This is a genomic window from Alicyclobacillus fructus (genome assembly GCF_017329605.1).
Lineage (GTDB): Bacteria > Bacillota > Bacilli > Alicyclobacillales > Alicyclobacillaceae > Alicyclobacillus > Alicyclobacillus fructus.
Genome location: NZ_JAFMTY010000005.1, coordinates 37813 through 56739, shown reverse-complemented (window position 1 = coordinate 56739; position 18927 = coordinate 37813). Strand labels below are relative to the sequence as shown.

At 61.3% G+C, this 18927-nt stretch carries 19 protein-coding genes and 1 other RNA gene; 14 read left to right on the top strand and 6 right to left on the bottom strand.

Annotated features, from left to right (window positions below):
• Nucleotides 1–8: 8 nt before the first annotated feature.
• From J3481_RS03710 to J3481_RS03690, 5 genes are all read left to right on the top strand, one after another.
• A complete protein-coding gene (locus J3481_RS03710) occupies nucleotides 9–722 on the top strand; it encodes an AzlC family ABC transporter permease (RefSeq protein ID WP_206830882.1) in 714 nt (237 codons plus the stop codon).
• A gap of 233 nt (nucleotides 723–955) precedes the next feature.
• An RNA gene (rnpB, locus tag J3481_RS03705) (RNase P RNA component class A) lies at nucleotides 956–1353 on the top strand.
• A 92-nt stretch (nucleotides 1354–1445) separates the two neighbouring features.
• Nucleotides 1446–2303 (top strand): GNAT family N-acetyltransferase, encoded by an 858-nt coding sequence (locus tag J3481_RS03700; protein WP_206830881.1) that lies wholly within the window; start codon nucleotides 1446–1448, stop codon nucleotides 2301–2303.
• Between the two features lie 124 nt (nucleotides 2304–2427).
• The gene (locus J3481_RS03695; protein ID WP_328702045.1) at nucleotides 2428–2619 is read left to right on the top strand and encodes a DUF3311 domain-containing protein; all 192 of its coding nucleotides are present in this window, start codon (nucleotides 2428–2430) and stop codon (nucleotides 2617–2619) included.
• A gap of 5 nt (nucleotides 2620–2624) precedes the next feature.
• Complete coding sequence (locus J3481_RS03690) at nucleotides 2625–4091, top strand: sodium:solute symporter family protein (RefSeq protein WP_206830940.1); 1467 nt, start codon at nucleotides 2625–2627, stop codon at nucleotides 4089–4091.
• Between the two features lie 40 nt (nucleotides 4092–4131).
• Here J3481_RS03690 and J3481_RS03685 read toward each other — a convergent pair whose 3' ends face one another.
• Nucleotides 4132–4581, bottom strand: coding sequence for a DUF2231 domain-containing protein (locus J3481_RS03685; RefSeq protein WP_236011102.1), 450 nt, complete (start codon nucleotides 4579–4581; stop codon nucleotides 4132–4134).
• A gap of 153 nt (nucleotides 4582–4734) precedes the next feature.
• On the opposite strand from J3481_RS03685, the gene J3481_RS03680 reads away from it, so the two are divergent.
• The 4 genes from J3481_RS03680 to J3481_RS03665 all read left to right on the top strand — a co-directional run bounded on the left by J3481_RS03680 (nucleotide 4735) and on the right by J3481_RS03665 (nucleotide 9671).
• Nucleotides 4735–5409 (top strand): response regulator transcription factor, encoded by a 675-nt coding sequence (locus tag J3481_RS03680; protein WP_206830879.1) that lies wholly within the window; start codon nucleotides 4735–4737, stop codon nucleotides 5407–5409.
• Nucleotides 5410–6801, top strand: a complete 1392-nt coding sequence (locus J3481_RS03675; protein ID WP_206830878.1) for a sensor histidine kinase — start codon at nucleotides 5410–5412, stop codon at nucleotides 6799–6801.
• Between the two features lie 57 nt (nucleotides 6802–6858).
• Nucleotides 6859–7881, top strand: coding sequence for an NADH:flavin oxidoreductase/NADH oxidase (locus J3481_RS03670; protein WP_206830877.1), 1023 nt, complete (start codon nucleotides 6859–6861; stop codon nucleotides 7879–7881).
• A 302-nt stretch (nucleotides 7882–8183) separates the two neighbouring features.
• The gene (locus J3481_RS03665) at nucleotides 8184–9671 is read left to right on the top strand and encodes a PAS domain-containing sensor histidine kinase (protein ID WP_206830876.1); all 1488 of its coding nucleotides are present in this window, start codon (nucleotides 8184–8186) and stop codon (nucleotides 9669–9671) included.
• Here the strand turns inward: J3481_RS03665 and J3481_RS03660 are convergent.
• From J3481_RS03660 to J3481_RS03645, 4 genes are all read right to left on the bottom strand, one after another.
• Complete coding sequence (locus J3481_RS03660; RefSeq protein ID WP_206830875.1) at nucleotides 9668–10093, bottom strand: DUF1284 domain-containing protein; 426 nt, start codon at nucleotides 10091–10093, stop codon at nucleotides 9668–9670. The two genes, J3481_RS03665 and J3481_RS03660, sit on opposite strands and share 4 nt — an antisense overlap.
• A gap of 79 nt (nucleotides 10094–10172) precedes the next feature.
• The gene (locus J3481_RS03655; RefSeq protein WP_206830874.1) at nucleotides 10173–11348 is read right to left on the bottom strand and encodes a GerAB/ArcD/ProY family transporter; all 1176 of its coding nucleotides are present in this window, start codon (nucleotides 11346–11348) and stop codon (nucleotides 10173–10175) included.
• Nucleotides 11349–11369: 21 nt separating this feature from the next.
• On the bottom strand, nucleotides 11370–12521 hold the full coding sequence (locus J3481_RS03650; RefSeq protein WP_206830873.1) for a Ger(x)C family spore germination protein: 1152 nt from the start codon (nucleotides 12519–12521) through the stop codon (nucleotides 11370–11372).
• The gene (locus tag J3481_RS03645) at nucleotides 12518–14185 is read right to left on the bottom strand and encodes a spore germination protein (RefSeq protein WP_206830872.1); all 1668 of its coding nucleotides are present in this window, start codon (nucleotides 14183–14185) and stop codon (nucleotides 12518–12520) included. The genes J3481_RS03650 and J3481_RS03645 overlap by 4 nt, the downstream gene beginning before the upstream one ends.
• A gap of 117 nt (nucleotides 14186–14302) precedes the next feature.
• On the opposite strand from J3481_RS03645, the gene J3481_RS03640 reads away from it, so the two are divergent.
• The 4 genes from J3481_RS03640 (at nucleotide 14303) to J3481_RS03625 (ending at nucleotide 17306) form a co-directional block, all read left to right on the top strand.
• Nucleotides 14303–14521, top strand: a complete 219-nt coding sequence (locus J3481_RS03640; protein ID WP_206830871.1) for a heavy-metal-associated domain-containing protein — start codon at nucleotides 14303–14305, stop codon at nucleotides 14519–14521.
• A gap of 78 nt (nucleotides 14522–14599) precedes the next feature.
• Nucleotides 14600–15565: an SGNH/GDSL hydrolase family protein gene (locus J3481_RS03635; protein ID WP_206882431.1), complete on the top strand. Its 966-nt coding sequence runs from the start codon at nucleotides 14600–14602 to the stop codon at nucleotides 15563–15565.
• Between the two features lie 94 nt (nucleotides 15566–15659).
• On the top strand, nucleotides 15660–16058 hold the full coding sequence (panD, locus tag J3481_RS03630; protein ID WP_206830869.1) for an aspartate 1-decarboxylase: 399 nt from the start codon (nucleotides 15660–15662) through the stop codon (nucleotides 16056–16058).
• A gap of 135 nt (nucleotides 16059–16193) precedes the next feature.
• Nucleotides 16194–17306, top strand: coding sequence for an inorganic phosphate transporter (locus tag J3481_RS03625; protein ID WP_206830868.1), 1113 nt, complete (start codon nucleotides 16194–16196; stop codon nucleotides 17304–17306).
• Here J3481_RS03625 and J3481_RS03620 read toward each other — a convergent pair.
• Nucleotides 17303–17710, bottom strand: coding sequence for a hypothetical protein (locus tag J3481_RS03620; RefSeq protein ID WP_206830867.1), 408 nt, complete (start codon nucleotides 17708–17710; stop codon nucleotides 17303–17305). The genes J3481_RS03625 and J3481_RS03620 overlap by 4 nt on opposite strands.
• Before the next feature lie 166 nt (nucleotides 17711–17876).
• Between J3481_RS03620 and metA the strand changes: the two genes are divergently transcribed.
• Entirely contained in the window at nucleotides 17877–18806 is a 930-nt protein-coding gene (gene metA, locus J3481_RS03615) for a homoserine O-acetyltransferase MetA (protein WP_206830866.1), read from the top strand.
• Nucleotides 18807–18927: the final 121 nt, after the last annotated feature.

Here is an 18927-nt window from a genome sequence, read left to right as displayed (position 1 = left end):
CAGAGCATTTGTGTGCGCATGAAGCCAATCGTTCGTTCATGATACAAGGTCTTAGGGATGCCATCCCAATCGTGGTTGCCTATCTGCCGATCTCTATGACCTTCGGCGTGTTGGCGGCCAGCGGCGGAATTCCATGGCCTTTGTGTATTCTCATTTCCGCGTGCATTTACGCCGGCGCGTCTCAGTTCATGTTGATTAGCCTTGTCAGTGCAGGAGCTTCTCCTCTGTCGATGGCCATAACCCTGCTTCTGGTCAATTTGCGCCATTTTCTATATGGGACGACGCTGGGGCCGGCCTTTTCGTCGTGGCCGGAAAGGTTGAAATGGTTGGCAGCCTTCGGGTTAACGGATGAAGTATTTGCTGTTAGTTGTAGTCGTGCGCTCGATCGCCGTCCGAACCCATCCTATCAATTTGCTCTTATCTTATCCTGTTATATCGCGTGGATTTCGGGAACCACAGTTGGTTGCTTGGCTGGCCGTGCAATTCCTAATTCGGTTTCTGGTATCCTGCAGTTTTCGCTTCCTGCGCTCTTCATCGCTCTCTTGTTTCTGAATTATAGAAAATGGTCATCTCTGCTTGCTGCCGCATGCGGTGCTGTTTTGGCTATTCTTTTTCAATATCTGGAACTCAAGAGTTTGGGGATCATCGTCGGCGCCATGGTCGGCTCAGCGGTAGGGACGCTGTGTTCGAAGTGGAGAACTTCACCTTCAGAATCAGAATAACGAGATAACGAGCATTCGTGAGATTGGTTAGGGTCTCATAGGTGCAAGCACATCGGTGGGGTCTCCATTTATCCATGCGTCGACACTGCGGTAAGTGTGTCCTTCGGGTTCGCACGACATTGCGCGGCCACATGGCGCAATGAGGTCTCCTACGATACCTTGACACGCGCCGCACCGAAATCCTCCATTGCACCGCAGGCCAATTCCGAGTATACTCTCCATGCTGATGCGAAGAAGTAAGCCGGGCAATCGCCGGTGCGAGCCGCGAGGCTGCACGGGAGGAAAGTCCGAGCTCCACAGGGCAGGGTGCCGGATAACGTCCGGCGAGAGCGATCTCAGGGAAAGTGCCACAGAAATGCAGACCGCCGATGGCTCGTCTGAGCACAGGCAAGGGTGCAACGGTGCGGTAAGAGCGCACCAGCAGCCCGGAGACGGGCTGGCTAGGTAAACCCCACCCGGAGCAAGACCAAGTAGGGGCGCAGATGCGGTGGCCCGCCGCGCGCCCGGGTTGGTCGCTGGAGCCGGCTGGCAACAGTCGGCCTAGATAGATGATTGCCACTCCATACGTGCGAGGCGTCAAGCCGCTCGGAGCACAGGAGGACAGAACTCGGCTTACAGGCTTGCTTCTTCGCGTACATATCGTCGGGAAGAGGACATCACCCGGTCGGGTGATGTTTTCATATGACCATCGGATGGCGCTTCAATGGCGCACAGGAGGCATGCATGGCAACGCAATGGGTGGTTTCTCGCCTTGGCGAAGCGGAGCGCGGCAAGTGGACCGAGATGGTGGAATCTGTGGGCTGGCGCTTTGATCCAGCCGAGATCGACCTCTTCTTTGCGGCCGGCGACGTATGGGGCGCCTGGCTGGATGGAGAACTCGCTGCTGTGGCCGCAGTATATCGATATGGAGAGCAGCTCGCGTGGATGGGAAACGTGGCGGTTGCTCCGGAGATGCAGAGGAAGGGCATTGGAACGAAGTTGATCGATCACGTCCTTCGCACCCTGGACGGAGAGGATGGGGAAGCGCGGGTTGCGCTGGTCGCCCGAAGGGAACTCGCTCCGCTATACGCTCGCTTTGGCTTTCGCTCGGTGGGAGAGCTGGTCCGGCTTGAAGCGGATCGCGTGTTGGTTCCCTATCTGCCCCAAGAGCCTTTGACGCCAGGCGAATCGGGTGATGTGGCGGAGGTAGCCTGTCGCCTCGATGGACATGCGTTCGGAGCCGACCGCACATCGCTCCTGCGGCGCGTCATGCGCGTAGCCGATAAGGTCATCGCGGTGCTCGACGAGACGGGGGCCGCCCAGGGCATCGGCCTAGTGCTCCCTTCGGGGCGAGGAATGCGGGTGGGGCCCATCGTGGCGCAGAACGATATCATGGCGCTCAATCTGATGCACCTGTTGGCGGAAGAAGCGGAGGGGCCTGTCGCCATTGACGTCCCAGCAGAGCGGGCCTCTTTCGTGCATCGGCTCCGCAAACTGGGTTTTGAAGATCGATCGTCGTCCGTCATCATGTTGCGCGGTGCAGCCAGGTTGCCTGGCCATCGACAGCACCTGTACGCCCTTCTGCGGCCTGCGCTCGGATGAGCGCGGGCCGTTTTTCCATTCTGGTGACGAAGGAATTCACAAACCTCTGCCGAATAGGATGATTTCCATAGTTGATATTCTCGCTCGATTTCGACAAATCGTGCGCTCATGGGAGGTGAGAAGGGTGTCCGTCCGCGCGCTTGCTCTGATTCCCATTCTGTTCATCTTTGTCGGCGTGGCCTTCGCAAACCGCGCGTACCCCATTGTGCTCGGCATGCCGTTCCTGTTCTTCTACATGGTGGTCTGCATCGTGCTCACATCCGTGGTGATGGCGGTTGTGTATGCTCTCGATCCCGCCAATCGAAGGGAGGAATGAGTGTGATGAATGCACCACTCGTGATCATTGCGTTGACCATTGTAATCGCGTTCATCCTTGCTTTGTGGTCTCGTGCCAACAAGCGCATGGATCTGGAGCAATGGGCGGTCGCCGGGCGAGGGTTTGGCGCTCTGTTCGTCTTCCTCCTCTTGGCGGGTGAAATCTATACAACTTTCACCTTTCTGGGGGGCAGTGGATGGGCGTACGGCACAGGCGGACCGGCGGCTTACATCTTAGCCTACGGCGCTGTGGCTTACGTCCTGTCCTACTTCCTTCTACCTCCGATTTGGCGGTACGCCAAACAGCGCAATCTCATCTCTCAGCCTGATTTTTTCACAGCTCAATTTGACAGTCGACTTCTCGGCGGGCTTGTCGCGGGGGTCGGCGTGATCGCCCTGGTGCCATACCTACAATCGCAGATGACAGGGCTTGGACTGATTGTTCAGATGGCTTCCTATGGCCGAATTTCCGAGACGTGGGCTATCGCCATCGCCATGGTTGTCCTGGCGCTCTACGTCACGCTGAGTGGTGTGCACGGCACCGCCTGGACCGCCGTGTTGAAGGACCTGACCATTCTTGCGGTCGTCGTGGTTGTCGGTATCCTTCTTCCTGCACGCGTGGGCGGCCTGCATGCCATGTTTGCGTCCATCGCGCATCAGAGGCCTGGATTTCTGCAACTGGGCGCCAAGGGCATGGGCGTGCCGTGGTTCATTTCCACCGTGGCACTCACGGGTCTCGGCTTCTACATGTGGCCCCACGCATTCGGCGCGGTATACACGGCCAAGAGTGAACGCGTCTTCCGGCGCAATGCCACGTTTCTTCCGCTGTATCAGTTGATCCTCTTGTTCGTGTTCTTCGCCGGGTTTGCTGCCATTCTCATTGTGCCGGGTCTTAAAAATAGCAACCTCGCCCTTCTCGCCGCGGTCCAGCGCGTGTTTCCGGCTTGGGCGGTGGGCGTCATTGGGGGCGCAGGTGTCTTGACGGCCATGGTCCCCGGCTCGCTCATGCTCATGACCGCAGGCACGCTCGTCGCCGAAAATCTCTATCGGCCGTTGCGTCGAAGCGCGACTTCCGGGGAGATTCAGGCGGTGGCGCGCGTGGTGGTTTGGCTCGTGGCCGCCATCACCTTCCTTTTTTCCATCCACTCGAACGCGGCCATCGTGGCCCTACTCCTCATGGGGTACAACTTTGTGACACAGTTTTTCCCAAGCGTCTTCCTGTGCCTTTGGCGGCGAACGTGGGTCACGTTGCCCGGCGCCATTTGCGGAATTCTGGTGGGTGTGCTTTTCGTCGCGTATTTCGCGCTCACGGATCATTCCATTGTCGCAGGCCTGAACAGCGGATTCATCGCGCTTGCTGTGAACTTTGCCGTGACGCTCGTCGTCTCGGCACTCACCCGTTCCTGGGAGGCGCGTCGCATGGCCCGCCGCAGCGGGGCTTCCGCTGCGGGGTTTGCATACCCATCCGACTGATGAGGCCAAAGGGCGTCCGGAGGGCTCGGAGAAGGCTGTCTTAAGCCTTCACCCCGAGCCCGTACTGGTACACCATCGTCCCGCCCAGGTGGCCCGCCATGGTGACGAAGACGCAGGCGAGGATGGCAGAAGCGGCCGCGAGCCAGGACACGCGGCCGCGCCGGATGCCAAGCGCCAGCTGAAGGCCGGTGGCGATGATCTCACAGATGCCCGTCCACAACCCGTCCTCCTTGTGCGCATGCAGAAGCGGTGCGACTTGTTGCGGGATGTGCGACACATACGACTCGCTGACGACACCCGCGACGGCCGCCGCAGCGGTGGCCAGACCGCTGAGAAGGAGAAGATACAGGAAGGCGCGGGACCAAAACGAGTTCTGCCGCACGGCGCCCACCAGTCCTGTGATGCCGGCGAGGTAGGCGACGGCGATGGTGAAATGCACCACCATCGGATGGATGGTGCTCGGGAGGAGATGTTCAAGCGCAGACAACATGAGAGCCCCTCCGTTTCATGTCCAAGTCACCATCATGCTCGACCCACTTCAAAACCGGATTGGAACCTCTCCGTTTTCCAAGCGGATTTCAAGCTGCAGCTGATATCCTCAATGGACGTTTGAATCGAGCAAGCAGATCGGTCGGAGGGAGCTATGCGGATTCTTCTCGTTGAAGACGATCACGGTTTATGTGACGCGCTGGCTCAAATCCTGCGAGAGGAGTCGTTCCAGGTCGACGTGGCCCACGACGGCGACGAAGGGCTCTACCTCGCGGAAACCGCGGTGTATGACGCGCTCGTGGTCGATGTCATGCTGCCCGGGCTTTCGGGGTACGATCTCGTCCGCGCCTTGCGCGACAAGCGGCTGCATGTGCCCGTTCTGTTCCTCACGGCCCTGGGAGATGTGGATCACCGCGTGCAGGGGCTCAACGCCGGCGGGGACGATTACCTGCCCAAACCGTTCGCCACCGAAGAGTTCCTGGCCCGCCTGCGGGCTCTGTTGCGCCGCAACCGGGAACTCGGGACGGATATGACGCTCCGAGCCGGTCCACTGACGCTGGATCCGCTCGCTCGCCGGGCGGCGTTTGGGGATGAACCCGTGAAGCTGAGTGACAAGGAATTCGATCTGCTTGAATACCTGCTCAGCCACCGCGGACAAATTCTCACGCGCGAACGAATTTTCAACCGGGTGTGGGGGATTGACTCCGAGGTGATGGACACGACCGTGGATCTGTACATCCATTACCTGCGGAAAAAGCTGCATCCCTTCGGCTTCGACGCAGCCATTCGCACCGTCCGCAACGTCGGATACATGTGGAGTGACCCGTGAATGTTTCGCAAGACCGCGTTGCGCCTCGTGCTTCTTTACACCGCCGTCTTCGCCGGCATCCTGCTGCTCTTCAGCGCGGTCGTCTACGCTTTCACCGAACACCGCGTCCGCTCGGACGAGATCGCGACGATGGAAACGGCCGCGGCAAACCTCCGCGCCTGTCGCGACGAGCAGATCCTGCCGGGCGATCGCGACGACGGCCAACAACCCGTGCCTCATCGGGGCCCTCGGTCGGATCCTGGGCCGGATGGGGATCGGTTTCTGGCTGAAGTGGACGAGACCCGCGAGCAGCACCTCGTGTACCTTTTGCTTTCTGGAACGCGGGTGGTGTCGCAGACGCCCGCCGGCAGCTTGACGGCGTCCGAAGCCGCGGTTGTGGCCGGGGAGGATCTCGGCGCCAGCCCTCGCGCCCTGAGTGTCGCGGGCGTTCCCTATCTCGCGATGAAGGTGGAATTGCCTCGGCCCGTGCGAATCGGAGATACGCCGGCCGATGCGGCGGTCATCCTGTACAATCGCGCTTCGGATGTCGCCTTTCTGCGCGGGCTGTTGACCATTCTCAGCGCGGCGGCCGGTCTCTTCGCCGCGGCGTCCGCGGGCATCGGACTTGTGCTTGCTGGCCGGGCCCTTCACCCCATTCGAAAGAGCTTTGAAGAACAGCGCCGCTTTGTCGCCAATGCGTCGCACGAGCTTCGGACGCCGATCGCCGTCATGCGGTTGCAGGTCGACCGCATGTTTCGCCATCCTGGGAATACCATTCTCGAGATGAGCGAGGTGGTCGCTTCGCTTGACCGCGAGACGAACCGCCTGCAAAAGCTTGTGAACGACTTGCTTGCGCTCGCCAAGGCCGACGAGGGAGACGGGATAGTCCGGCCTCGACCGGTCGATCTCGCTGGCATCGCGCGCGAGGCCGCCCTTCGCTTCGAACCCATGGCGCATGAGGCGGGCGTCGAACTTCGCGTGCGGGCTTCGGAGGCGGCCCTCGAGGCGGATCCGGATCGGATGCTCGAGCTCGTCAGCATTCTGGTGGACAACGCCATCGCGTTCACGCCGAGAGGCGGCTGGGTGGAGATCGGCGTCCATACGGACGGAGAGGATGCGGCGCTGACCGTGAGGGACACCGGGCGAGGCATTCCGCCGGAGCATCTGCCGCACGTGTTCGACCGCTTTTATCAGGCCGATCCGTCCCGCGCCACGCGCGGCGCGGGGCTCGGCCTGTCCATTGCGAAGTGGATCGCCGAAGTGCATGGAGGCGAGATCCGCATCTCAAGCCCAGGCTCGCACGGCGCGGGCACAGAGGTCGAGGTGCGCCTGCCTCGGACGCGGGCTCGGGTGCGCAACCGCTGGCGTTTTGCCGCCCTGTTTCGAATGTGCTATAAAAAGAATAGTTCTTAACCAACCGAAAGCGGAGGCGTTTGCGCCTTCCGCGTCGCCGAAGGGAGCTCAGGCCACATGGCTCACCTGTTCACGCCGTACACCATTCGCAATCTCGAGTTGAAAAACCGCGTCGTCATGGCGCCCATGTGCCAGTACTCCGTCACGGCCAAGGACGGCAAACCGAACGATTGGCATTTCACGCACTACACCAGCCGCGCGGTCGGCGGGGTCGGGCTCATCATTGTGGAGATGACCGACGTCGAGCCGGACGGCCGCATCACCGATTACGATCTCGGCCTCTGGTCGGACGAGCACATCCCGCCGTTTCAGCGCATCGTCGATGCCTGCCATGCACACGGGGCGAAGATTGGCATTCAGATCGCGCACGCGGGCCGCAAGGCGGAGGACGCGCCCGTTCCTGTCGCGCCGTCGCCGATCCGCTTTGACGGTCCCCAGTACAAAACGCCGCGCGAACTTTCGACCGACGAAGTGAAGCAAATGGTCGAGAAGTTCGCTGCGGCCGCGCGGAGAGCGGTGAAGGCCGGTTTTGACGTGATCGAGCTGCACGGCGCACACGGCTATCTGATTCACCAATTCCACTCGCCGCTGACCAACCGGCGCCGGGACGCGTATGGTGAAGATTTGGCGCGGTTTGGGGTCGAGGTCATTCAGGCCGTGAAGGCGGAGATGCCATCGGGCATGCCGCTTTTCATCCGGGTCTCCGCCGTCGAATACGCGGATGGAGGTTATGACCTCGATCACGCCATCGAGATCTGCCGGCGGTATCGAGACGCCGGGGCGGATGTCATCCACGTCTCGAGCGGCGGGGAAGGACCTCCCGGCAAGCGCCGCCCCGGGAACTACCCGGGTTTCCAGGTGCCGTACGCGCGCCGCATCAAAGAGGCGCTGCAGATCCCGGTGATTGCCGTGGGAATGCTCGATCACGCCCCACTGGCCGAGTCGGTCATCGCGAACGGCGACGCGGACTTGGTCGCCATTGCGCGAGGCTTGTTGCGCGACCCCTATTGGCCCATTCACGCCGCGCGGGAACTGGGGGAGAAGCCGCAAGTTCCAGTCCAATATCAGCGCGCGTTCTGAACGATGGCGAAGACGCGCTTCCACCGGTCGAGGCACGCCGTACGGACGTGCCTCGACGCGTGTGGGAATTGTTGAGGATTGTCGTGAGGGATGGAATCCGTTATGATATTTGCGGATATGATCTTCGCGGATGCGCCCATGCGGGCAGCTCGATAGCGCGATGGATCGACAACCTGATGACCCAGCGAACGTGTGAGATATCGCCGCGGGCGGAATGCGTCTGAACGGCGATTGGGTGTGGCCGACGGGGAAAGCCCGTTCGGCTTTTTTCGCACTCAGGCAGTGAAGCTAAGGTGGATTCGATGGAAGACAACCGGTTTCCCTCTATAGACGCGCGCGTGCGGGCGATAGGTGAAGCGCTCGACAGCGCTTTTCGCGAGGGCCCAGATTGGGTCTCGTACCACGCTTTGAACGCCGAATGCCTTTACGTGACGCCTTCCGCACGCCGGTGGGTCGGCGACACGGATCTTGTGGGGCGCCCGTTCTCGAGCTGGCCCATGTGTGAGGAGGATCGGAACAGCTGGATGCGCGCGTGGCTCGCGGTGATCACGGGCCGAGCGGCGGAACGAGTCGTCTGGCGGCCGGCCTGTGCGGATGGGCGGCCTTGGATGGAAACGGTTCTGATGCCGGACGACTTCCGCGCCGAACTCGTCGGCGTCATGGCCTGGCACCGGGACGTGACGGAGGAAAAGGAGCGCGAGGCGGCGCTCGAGGTGTCGATTCACAAGTTGCAGCTGGCGTACGGCTTGGCGAGGTCAGGATACTGGGAATTGGACGTGGCCACGCGCCGACTCACTTGGTCCCAGGAGGTCTACGACATCTGGGAGACCGACCCGGAGCGCTTCGGAGCCACCTACGATGCGTTTCTCGAGACCGTGTTGCCGGAAGACCGTCCGCTCGTGGAACAGGCCGTCTCTCGCGCCATGCGCACGCACAGCTACGAGATGGAATACCGGATTCGAACAGCGCGAGGACAGATTCGGTTTGTCCGCTCCGTCGGGCGCTATCTCGAGCTCCGGGGCGGGCGCGGCGTGCTGTTTGGCTCCGTGCAGGACGTCACTGCGCAGAAGGAGTCTGAACTCGCGCTCGCGGCGTCTCGCGAGCTCTTGGCGCAGTCGGACAAGCTCGCGGCGGTGGGTCAACTCGCGGCAGGCATTGCGCACGAAATTCGCAACCCGCTGACTGCGTTGCGCGGCTTCATCGATCTGATGTATCAACGGGCGCGATCTCACAATCGCCGGTATCTCGAGATCATGCGCGGCGAAGTGTCGAGAATGGAAGCGATTGTGTCGGAGTTGCTGCGGCTGGCTCGCCCGGAGCGCCCGCGGTTTCAGCTGGTCGATCTCGTCGATCTCGTGCAAGAAGTCGTAGCTTTCATGGGCGCTCAGGCGCTTCTTCACAGTGTGGAAATCCAGTACGAGCCCCTCGTTGCATGCGTGATGGTGCAGGGCGACGCCAATCAGCTCAAGCAGGTGTTCATCAATCTCATGCGAAACGGCATCGAGGCGATGGAACGCGGCGGCGTCCTGCGGGTTCGGGTCTTCGAGGAAGGCGGGCAAGCGCGCGTTCAGATTGTGGATCAGGGAAGCGGCATGCCGCCAGAAGCGCTGGCGCGGTTGGGTGAACCGTTTTTCACCACGAAGGAGCAGGGGACGGGACTTGGCGTGATGGTCTCTCAGCGCATGGTGGCCGATCACGGCGGCGACCTCCGGATTGAGAGCGAGGTCGGCCGCGGCACGACCGTTACCGTCGTCCTGCCCGCGGTTCAAGCCGCCGATGCGACGGTCTAGGGAGGCGGAGGCGCGGCTGGAAGCGGCAACTTCCTGCGCACCAGATCCACGCCTTCCTCGCAGACACCGAGCGAGCGCCACGAGCAGGTGTGGCACAGCGATCGGATGTCCTCCGGGCGGACGCGATCGCGCACGCGGCGCTCAATCTCGCGCCAGGGCACGCACTGCCCTGCGCGGAGGCCGAGCCGGGCCAACACGTGGGCGTCCCGGCGATGGACGGACCCGCTTTGGCAATGATAGGGCTTGTCGTCTGGAAAGTGCGTGCAGAGATCGTCGGGCCCCGTGGTGATGCACACGCGTGTCTGCGGATCGGTGCGGAGCTGCTCGTAAATTTCGGTCATGTTGCGAACGTAGGCGTCGGAGTAACCCATGCCCCGGTAGCCCAGCAGGCAGAGCAAGTGATGGCCGCGCAGCCGAATCAAGCGGACGCCCCCCAGTCAAGCCGCGATGTGCGCTTTTTGTCTATTTCAACAGACGCGAACGGAAAGCGCAAGGGCTTTGTCATGGTGCCCGCCGGGCGCGCCGGCCAGCTTGCCTCCGCTGTCTGCCCTGGGGCTGAATCTCTTCGCGCGTGTCCGTTCGGATCCCTCGAATGGTCGCAAGGAGATGGGTACTCATGGGGATGAGGACGACCGCGACCCAACTGGCAGGTGCGAGGATCACCGTGACGATGTCCCGGGCCTGCATGGTCGTGGCGATGATCTGACTGATGGCAAAAATGGCGGGTGCCACGAAGAAGGTAAAGGGCCGAAACTTGTGATCCGACGCGCCGACAATTCGCGCGATGGTGGCGGACAGCGCCCAGATGTGATTGCCGAGAAACAGCGTGGTGTAGGCGACCGACAGGATGATGATCACGATGCCGAGCCGCTCCACCAGAAATCCCCGCAGGCGAATGAGCTGAATCACGACTTGGACGGGGTAGGCGACTCGCTCGGTCGGCGTGAAGCCGAGATTGACCACAATTGCGAGGAACACCAACATGACGACGACGCCGCCGATGGCCGCGGCAATGACGGGATACCATTCGCTCTTGCCTCGGCGATGGCGGTAATAGGGGTTCACGATGAGAATCAGGTCCATGCCGAGGTAGAGCGGGAGCAGATGGAAGGTGCCGGAAACGGTCTGAGAGACGCTGGTGAAGGCAAACGGGATGAGCGGTTGATCGGCGTTGGCCAGGATGGCGCCAAAGGAAGCCAGGATGCCTGCGAATGTGAGCGGGTGGACGACGGCGGAGGCGCGGCCCATGGCCTCCACGCCGCACCAGGCCCCTCGCCACGCGACGGTGATCATCGCGAGGGCGAGCCACATGCGCATCGTGAAGGGGAAAAAATACTTCATCAGGGAAACGGTGAAGTAGAGGCTCACGCCGAGAAACAGCAAATACACCGGCACGTACAACGACGTGAGGAGTTTCCCCATCCACCTTCCCCAGACCAGACACGCGAAATCGGGGCCGGTCATATTCGGGAACCTGTCATTCAATCGGCCGTGAACCCAGCTGATCAACACGCCGATGAGCACGGTCAACAGCAGTGACCACTGGGCGTCCAGCCGAGCGTAGTGTACGGCAACCGTCGGGTAGATCCAGAACATCACGGGCAGAAAGCTTGACGAGAAGAGCGCGATGGCCTGATAGGCCGAGAGGTTGTACAGGCGCTCGTTCTGCTGGTTCACACGGATTCGCCTCCTGCTCCGTCAGATGAGATTGCCTTCGCGCGAAATGCGGCACTTGACGGTCACACGCACGTGTGCGCGGCCGAACTCATCTCCCCAGCGGTCGCGGATTTCATCAATGCGCTCCGGGTGCCGGATCAGGTATCGGTAGCCGAAGCCGATGGCATCCGCCTGAACCGACTGCAGCGCGTGAAAAACCCGCAGACAGTTGGCCTGCAGATACCGTTCTACCACGTCCTCGTACCGCTCGACCTCCCGATTGGTCAGCGGCCGCTGGGCCATGGTCTCGGTCGAATTGAGATTCGCCCGCACGTGAATCTCGTCAGCGAGCACCATGCCGTGAGGACCTGGGATTTCGCGCAGGTGCACCCGCGACCGGACCACGCGGATGTCAAATGAGCGCTGGCCGTCGGGGATGGAGATGGAAATGGCTCGCACCTGGCCCATCAGGAGGTTGTAGAACACGGTGTCGTCCTGCGTGAGCCAGCCGACAGGTTGGTAACCGAAGTACAATTCGGTGCCTCCGACGCGGATGCTGTCATCCGCGGCTTCCACAAGAGGGACGTGTGGTTCCCGCCCGATGAGCTCGGCATCTCGCCAGAACTGCCAGAGCTTTTCGGGCGCGGAATAGCCGCGCTGAGGCATATCGTTGTACCACATCGCCTCGATGGTCGTGGCCGGCGGCGCATTGGTCCGCGCTTCCAGGACGGATCGCGCGGAATCCCGGGTCGCCACGACGTATGCCAGTTTGTCGATGGTCTCATCCCGCATCAGTTGTTCGGTGACGCGCGTCAGGTCCCGCTCGCTGAGTCCCGTCTGGAACACGACGGTCTCCAGGTTGCCGAGGAAGAACGATTTGTCGTACATGGTCTGGGCCCGGGAGATGGCGGACTGCACCGACGTCGCCTCGACGTAAAAGTTCTTGTACGGCACGGCTTCGCCGCCTTGGCGCCCGCCGGTGCCAAGGCCCGGGCTCTGTTGCGTCGCGATTTCCAGGTTTGGGACCTGAAGCGTAGAGGCCAGCATGTCCGGCTTGTCCGGCACGGGATCGACGCCGATCCCGATGATCTGGGAACGGTCGTTGATCTTCTGATAGTCGCCGCATCCGGTCGCGAGGAAGAGAAGCGCCGCCGTCTGCGCGGCGACCAGCCAGCGCGCGCGCCGCATCCTCATAGGTCCAATCGCTTCCTTTTCCGCCAATTCGCTTTCTGGCGGCGCGCGTCGGTTTGTGGCCTTTTGCCGCCCGGTTTCCACTTTTCAAGCTGCGGGTTGGGCATGGGCACCATCAGGTCGGTGTCGCCTGTGGTGTCCACGGGGTGAAGATGCTCGGGCCTGCGGTCAAGTACCGTAATGGGCAGGCGCACCAGACCGTCGAGGAACGTGTCCTTGACGTGATCGCCCCCCAGCGGGTCCACGTACGGGATGCCGAAGGAATACAGATTGCAGATTTCAAACAGGGTCCAGATGGTCGCGAGCACCACGCCGTAGAACCCGAGCAGCGTGGCCGCGATGATCATCATCCATCCCCCAAGGCGCGTCATGACCGTGAACTCGTAGCTTGGCGTGACAAACACGGAGACCGCGGACAAGGCCACCACGATGAGCAAGACATTGGACACGATGCCGGCCTGGACCGTCGCTTCTCCGACGACGAGGCCGCCGACGATGCTGATGGCCTGGCCCATTTGTCTCGGCATGCGCAGCGTCGCCTCGCGCAGAATCTCCACGACGATTTGCATGATGATCACTTCCATCACGGCGGGAAACGGCACGCCCTGGCGCGACTGTGCAATTTGCAGCGCCATCGTCTTCGGGAGCAAATCCGGGCTGTAGTCGACGAAGGCGATGTACAGCGCTGGCAGCCAAACGGCGAGAATGAACGCGATCACGCGGAGGAAGCGCATGAACGTCGCTTCCCACCAGCTGTGCATGTAGTCCTCGACGGTTTGGAAGAAATCCTGAAACGTGGCGGGCGCCAAGAGCACCGTCGGATCGCCGTCCACGACGATGGCCACCTTGCCCTGATTGAGTTCCATGCACGTGCCGTCCACCCTGGATGTCGTGCGCACCAGGCTGAACAGCGACCACGGATGATCCACGATGCGCTGTTCCACCGTCGCGGATCCGCTGATGATGTCGGTGTGGATGGCCTCGAGTCTCCTGGACACCGTTTCGACGAGGATGGGATTCGCGATATCGCGCACGTAGACCATCGCCACGACGCGGTGCGATCGGACGCCAATGGACCAGCGCTTGATGACGAGCGTGTCCGTGGACATGTACTGCCGGATCATCCCGAGGTTGATATCGATGTTCTCCACGAACGCGACCTGCGATCCGCGCGTCGACGTTTCCAGATTGGGCTGATCGGGGGCGCGGTGTTCGACCGCCTTGGCGCTGATCACAACGGCGGGGGTGTGACCGTCGAGCAGCAGGATGAGCTTCCCTGCCGAGATGGCTTGCTTCAGCTCGAAAGTGTTTTCCATGAACATGGTTTCGGATCCCGTCAGCACCCGCTCCACGAGGTATTGTGGGAGCGGGCGGGGGACGCGGTGCGGAAACCGGTGGCGGTGAATCGCCCGAAGCGTGTCTTCAACAGCTCGTTTGTCGCAGATGCTCGTGTAAAACAGGAGCGCACCGGACACTTTGCCGATCTCGAAGATGCGCACCACAAAATCGTCACTCTGTCCCACAGTGCTGCGGAAGTACTTCAGCGCCTCTTGCAGCTTGCCAGTGTAGGTCGGCATATCCCGCTGGTTCGGAATCCGCGGCCGATAGCGCCCGCGCACAGGGTTCGTAAATCCAAACCGCTCGGTGAACGACTTGAACCAGTGCATGGACTTCCCTCCCCTGGCTTCGCGTTCTATTCTTTTCCAAATCAACCCTTTCCATGCAGGCATAACGCGCGATCGGCCGATTCATGCTAAAGGCGACAAGGGGAAGGAGGCGGTGACATGGCGCTTTCGACGCTCACGCTTCGCGACGCCACGTGTTCGCTGTGTGCGAACAAGGTCTCGGTCGCGCTCCATGCGGTGGAGGGGGTTCGCCATTTCGACGTCGACCTGGCGGATCAGATCGCGGTGGTGACGTTTGACGACGATGTCGTCGATCGCGACCACATCTGCCGGATCATCGGTCGGGCGCATTGTGACGGTCATGGGCCGGTGATGTGACGTTTTCAAACGCATTTCAAAAAACGTGTGGTATCACGAAAGGGAATGGGGATGCAAGGATGAGAGGATGAGGCGGTCATGAGGCGAAGGCAGGCCATCCGGCTGTCCAACAGGCGCGATCGACCATGGGCGAAGAGGCTGGGTTGGCTCACTTCCGGCGCACTGTTGGCAGTGGGCGGATGGTGTGTTGGATGGCTGCAGAACCGCGATACCAGCGTCCTCGCGGCTGACAGCCATGGGGCCTTGTCCGCCCGGCTGACGGAGGAGAAGGTGATGGTCGTCGGGGGGTCGATGGCCCACGGCTGGAAGGACCCGCAGGACGACAGTTACCTTCGCCGCGCCTTCGCCGCTTTGACGGCCTCGACGGACACCAATTACGTGTATGACGACCGCACGGTGATCGGGGGTTCTCCGGTCACGCTCGATCGAGATGGCAAGTATCAGCAGTGGTTGGAAGAAGACCGCCCCCAAGTGGTGGTGCTGTCGTGGGGACTCCTGAACGACATCTTCAACAAGACGCCGATCGCGGCCTTTCGGCAAGCCATTGCCGACGAGATCGAGGAGGCGCTCGCGCAACACGCGGTCGTGCTTGTGGTCACCTCGCCGGTCACCAAAGCCACGGCGACATACAACCACGCGGAAGACGAAGCGTATATGCAGGTGGAAAGCTCCGTCGTTGCCTCGTTCGACAATCCGAACGTCTACTATCTCGACTTGAATCGAGACATGACGCTCTACATGCAGGCCCATCACCAAACGTGGAACATGTACTACGGAGATGCTTGGCACCCGAATGAGGCGGGGCATATCCTTGCCGGAAAACTTTTGTTCGATGAGCTGATAGCCACGTTCGGTATGAGCCCCATCTCCTGGCAGTCGACGGGATCGCTGAATTCCGGAAATGCGACCGGAAATGCGACCGGAAATGCGACCGGAAATGCGACCGGAAATGCGACCGGGAATGCGACCGGGAATGCGACCGGGAATGCGACCGGGAATGCAACCGGGAATGCAACCGGGAATGCAACCGGGAATGCAACCTGAAGTCCGTGTGGGCGAATGGCCCGGCGGCTGTGCCGACATGCGGATTTGCCCTCTGCGCGTATGCTGAAGCGATGGCGTGCAAGGAGGGGATTCCGTGTTCCGGCAAATGTGCAAGGGCAAGCTCCACCGCGTTCGCGTGACGCAAGCGGATCTGAACTATGTGGGCAGCATCACGCTCGATCCCGTACTGATGCGGGCCGCGCGCATTCGCCCTTTTGAGATGGTGCAAATCACCAACGTCGAAAATGGCGTTCTGTGGTCGACCTACGCCATTCCCGGCGATCCAGGGTCGGGCATCGTCTGCCTCAACGGACCACCGGCGCGGCACTTCCAGCCGGGCGATCGCGTCATAGTCCTCTCGCTCGGCTGGGTGGACGAGGCGGAATGGGAAGGTTTCACAGCTTCCGTGGTCTTTGTCGACGACGAGAATCAGATTACATCCGTGGTGACCACCAGACCTGCTGAGGACTGGCAGGACGATCTCGGCCCGTGATTTGCCGAGATCGTCCTATCGACCCTCGCGCATCTTGCATAAGGAAAGTCGTTCTGATACACTAATTCCGACTTAATAATAATGATTACTATGTTTTTAAGCGCCGCGCGGCGGTTGTGGAAAGAGGGATGCGGAATGGTCTTAGCGGCATGGCTCGTCGCCATGTTTTTTGCAGCCAACATTGGCGCGAGCGGCACAGCGGCTTCCATGGGCGCGGCCTACGGAGCGGGTGCGGTTCGGCGCAAGTGGATCGCGTTGTTCCTCGTGGCCATCTTCGCGTTCCTCGGGGCGACGACAGGAGGCGGGAGAGTCGTTTCCACGATTTCCAACGGCATTGTGCCCTCTCGGCTGGTCACCGTCGAAATCACCCTGATTGTGCTGGCCGCCGCGTGCGCGACGTTGTTCGTCTCCAATGTCGTGGGTGTGCCCTTGTCGACGAGCGAGGTGACGGTGGGAGCCGTGGTGGGCGCTGGTTTGGCCGTAGGCCACGTGCACACGGGGCGTCTCGCGTTCATTGTGTCGATGTGGCTGGTCGTTCCGTTCTTGTCCATGGTCTTCGCGTACCTGTTGGGGCTCGTTGCCCGCAGACTTGAACCGTGGATTGGCAAGCGGGGGCGCGTCGCTGCCGCCGTGTTGCATGGAATCCTTCTCGCGTCCGGCTGCTATGAGGCGTTCTCCGCGGGCATGCATAACGTCGCGAATGCGGTCGGCCCGCTCGTCGCATCTCACGTGCTGACCGTGCATGCGGGACTCTATTGGGGCGCACTGTTTGTGGCTGTGGGAGCGTTTGCCCTTGGCGGCCGCGTGCTGGAAACGAACGCAAAGCGCATTACGAGCCTGTCCGTGCTCCAAGGGATCGTGGTGTCCATCACCAGCGCCAGCTTGGTCTTGGCCGCCGCGCTCGGCGGTATTCCCGTGCCGCAGGTCCAGGCGACCACGCTCGCCATCTTCGGCGTCGGCCAATCGCACATCGGGCTTGATGTCTGGCGCCAACAGGTGGTGCGAACCATCCTGAAGACCTGGCTGGTCTCGCCGCTTGTCGCCATGTTGGCGAGTTACCTCGTGATCGAAGCGGTGGTGATGGGGTCGTACGTCCCACTCATCGTCTCGGTCGGGTCTGTCGTGGTGGCCCTTTTATACTGGAGCATGCGGCCCCAAGCGCTCAGATCGGTCCGCGCGGAGAAGGCGACGTGGGCACCCGCGTGTGTTCGCAAAACCCGTGCGGCGGATCGCCAGGACGTCATCTAACGGACGGGTGCTGCGCGTAAGCCGCCGGCGAAGGCCATGGCGCTCGACGCGGCGATGGGCAGGAGAAGCAGCCAGGCGATGTGGGCCGGCATGTTGCCAATGAGGAAAATGCCCATGGAAATGCCCATGAAGACTTCCATCATGAGCTCGGACATTTCCAAGAGCGATCGGGGCTCAAGCGCGATCACGCCAGCCAAGCAACCGACCACAACCGCCGCCACGCCGCCAATCGCCTTGCTGTGGCACGCAAGTTCCACGGCCAGCTCCACGGCGAAGGTCAGGCGCATCAGGTGAGCAGGGGAAAAGACCCATCCGGCGATGGCGCCTCGCCGAAACTGCCTCGCGCTCTGAAACACGGCCCAGCTCTCCATCAATAAGACACACATCACCACCGCAAATAACATCGGCCATCCCCCTCCGGATCATGGATATGACGAGGGATGGACGCGAAGACCCTTCGACTTTGCTCGCGTCATGCGCTGTGCTACACTGAGGGCGTTCTCGTTTTCACGGTATGTCACGCACAGCACGCCAAGGACAGCGCGAAGACGCAGAAAGGTGGGGGTCAGCATGCCCATCAAAGTGCCGGACGACCTGCCGGCGAAGGAGATTCTTGCCGCCGAGCAGATCTTTGTCATGGGCTATCAGCGGGCGTTCACGCAGGACATTCGCCCCCTCAAAATCTTGATCCTCAACCTGATGCCGAAGAAGGAAGTCACGGAGACGCAACTTCTTCGCCTGCTCGGCAATTCCCCCTTGCAGGTGGAGGTTACGCTGTTGCGCATGCGTTCACACGTGGCGAAGAACACGCCGGCCGAGCACCTCGAGATGTTCTATCAGACGTTCGATGAGGTGTCCGAGCAGGCGTTTGACGGCATGATCATCACAGGTGCTCCCGTGGAGCATCTTCCCTTTGAAGACGTGACGTATTGGGATGAGTTGTGCGAGATCTTGGACTGGACGAGATCGGCCGTCACCTCCACGCTTCACATCTGTTGGGCGGCACAGGCGGGGTTGTACAGGCACTACGGAATTCCGAAGCGCCCCCTCCCCGAAAAATGCTTCGGGGTGTTCGAGCACACGGTCGATCTGCGGTGCGATCTCACCCGCGGGTTTGACGATCGGTTCCTGGCTCCCCATTCGCGCCACACGGACGTGGCCATCGAGGATGTGGCGCGCGTTCCTGAACTCCAGATTTTGTCGACCTCGCCGGAGGCCGGTCTGTATCTTGCCGCCACCCCGGACGCGAGCCAAATTTTCGTCACCGGTCACCCAGAGTACGACGCCACGACGCTGGCCGAGGAGTACGAGCGGGACGTCCAGCGTGGACTCGACATTCAGTTGCCGAGGCACTACTTTCCGAACGACGACCCCACACAGGAGCCCCTCAACCGGTGGAGGGCCCACGCGAACCTGTTGTTCGCGAACTGGTTGAACTACTGCGTGTATCAGGTGACGCCATACGACCTGAGCGGTCGAGTGCGCAAACGCCAGGTTTAGCCGTAGCGGATTCGACACAACCTTGCCCGATTCGACAAAACCGCCACGATTTTGTCCACGTTGAGCCGCGATGGCGGCGGACAAACGTCGTATAATGGTGAGCGTTGGTGTTTGGAGCTGT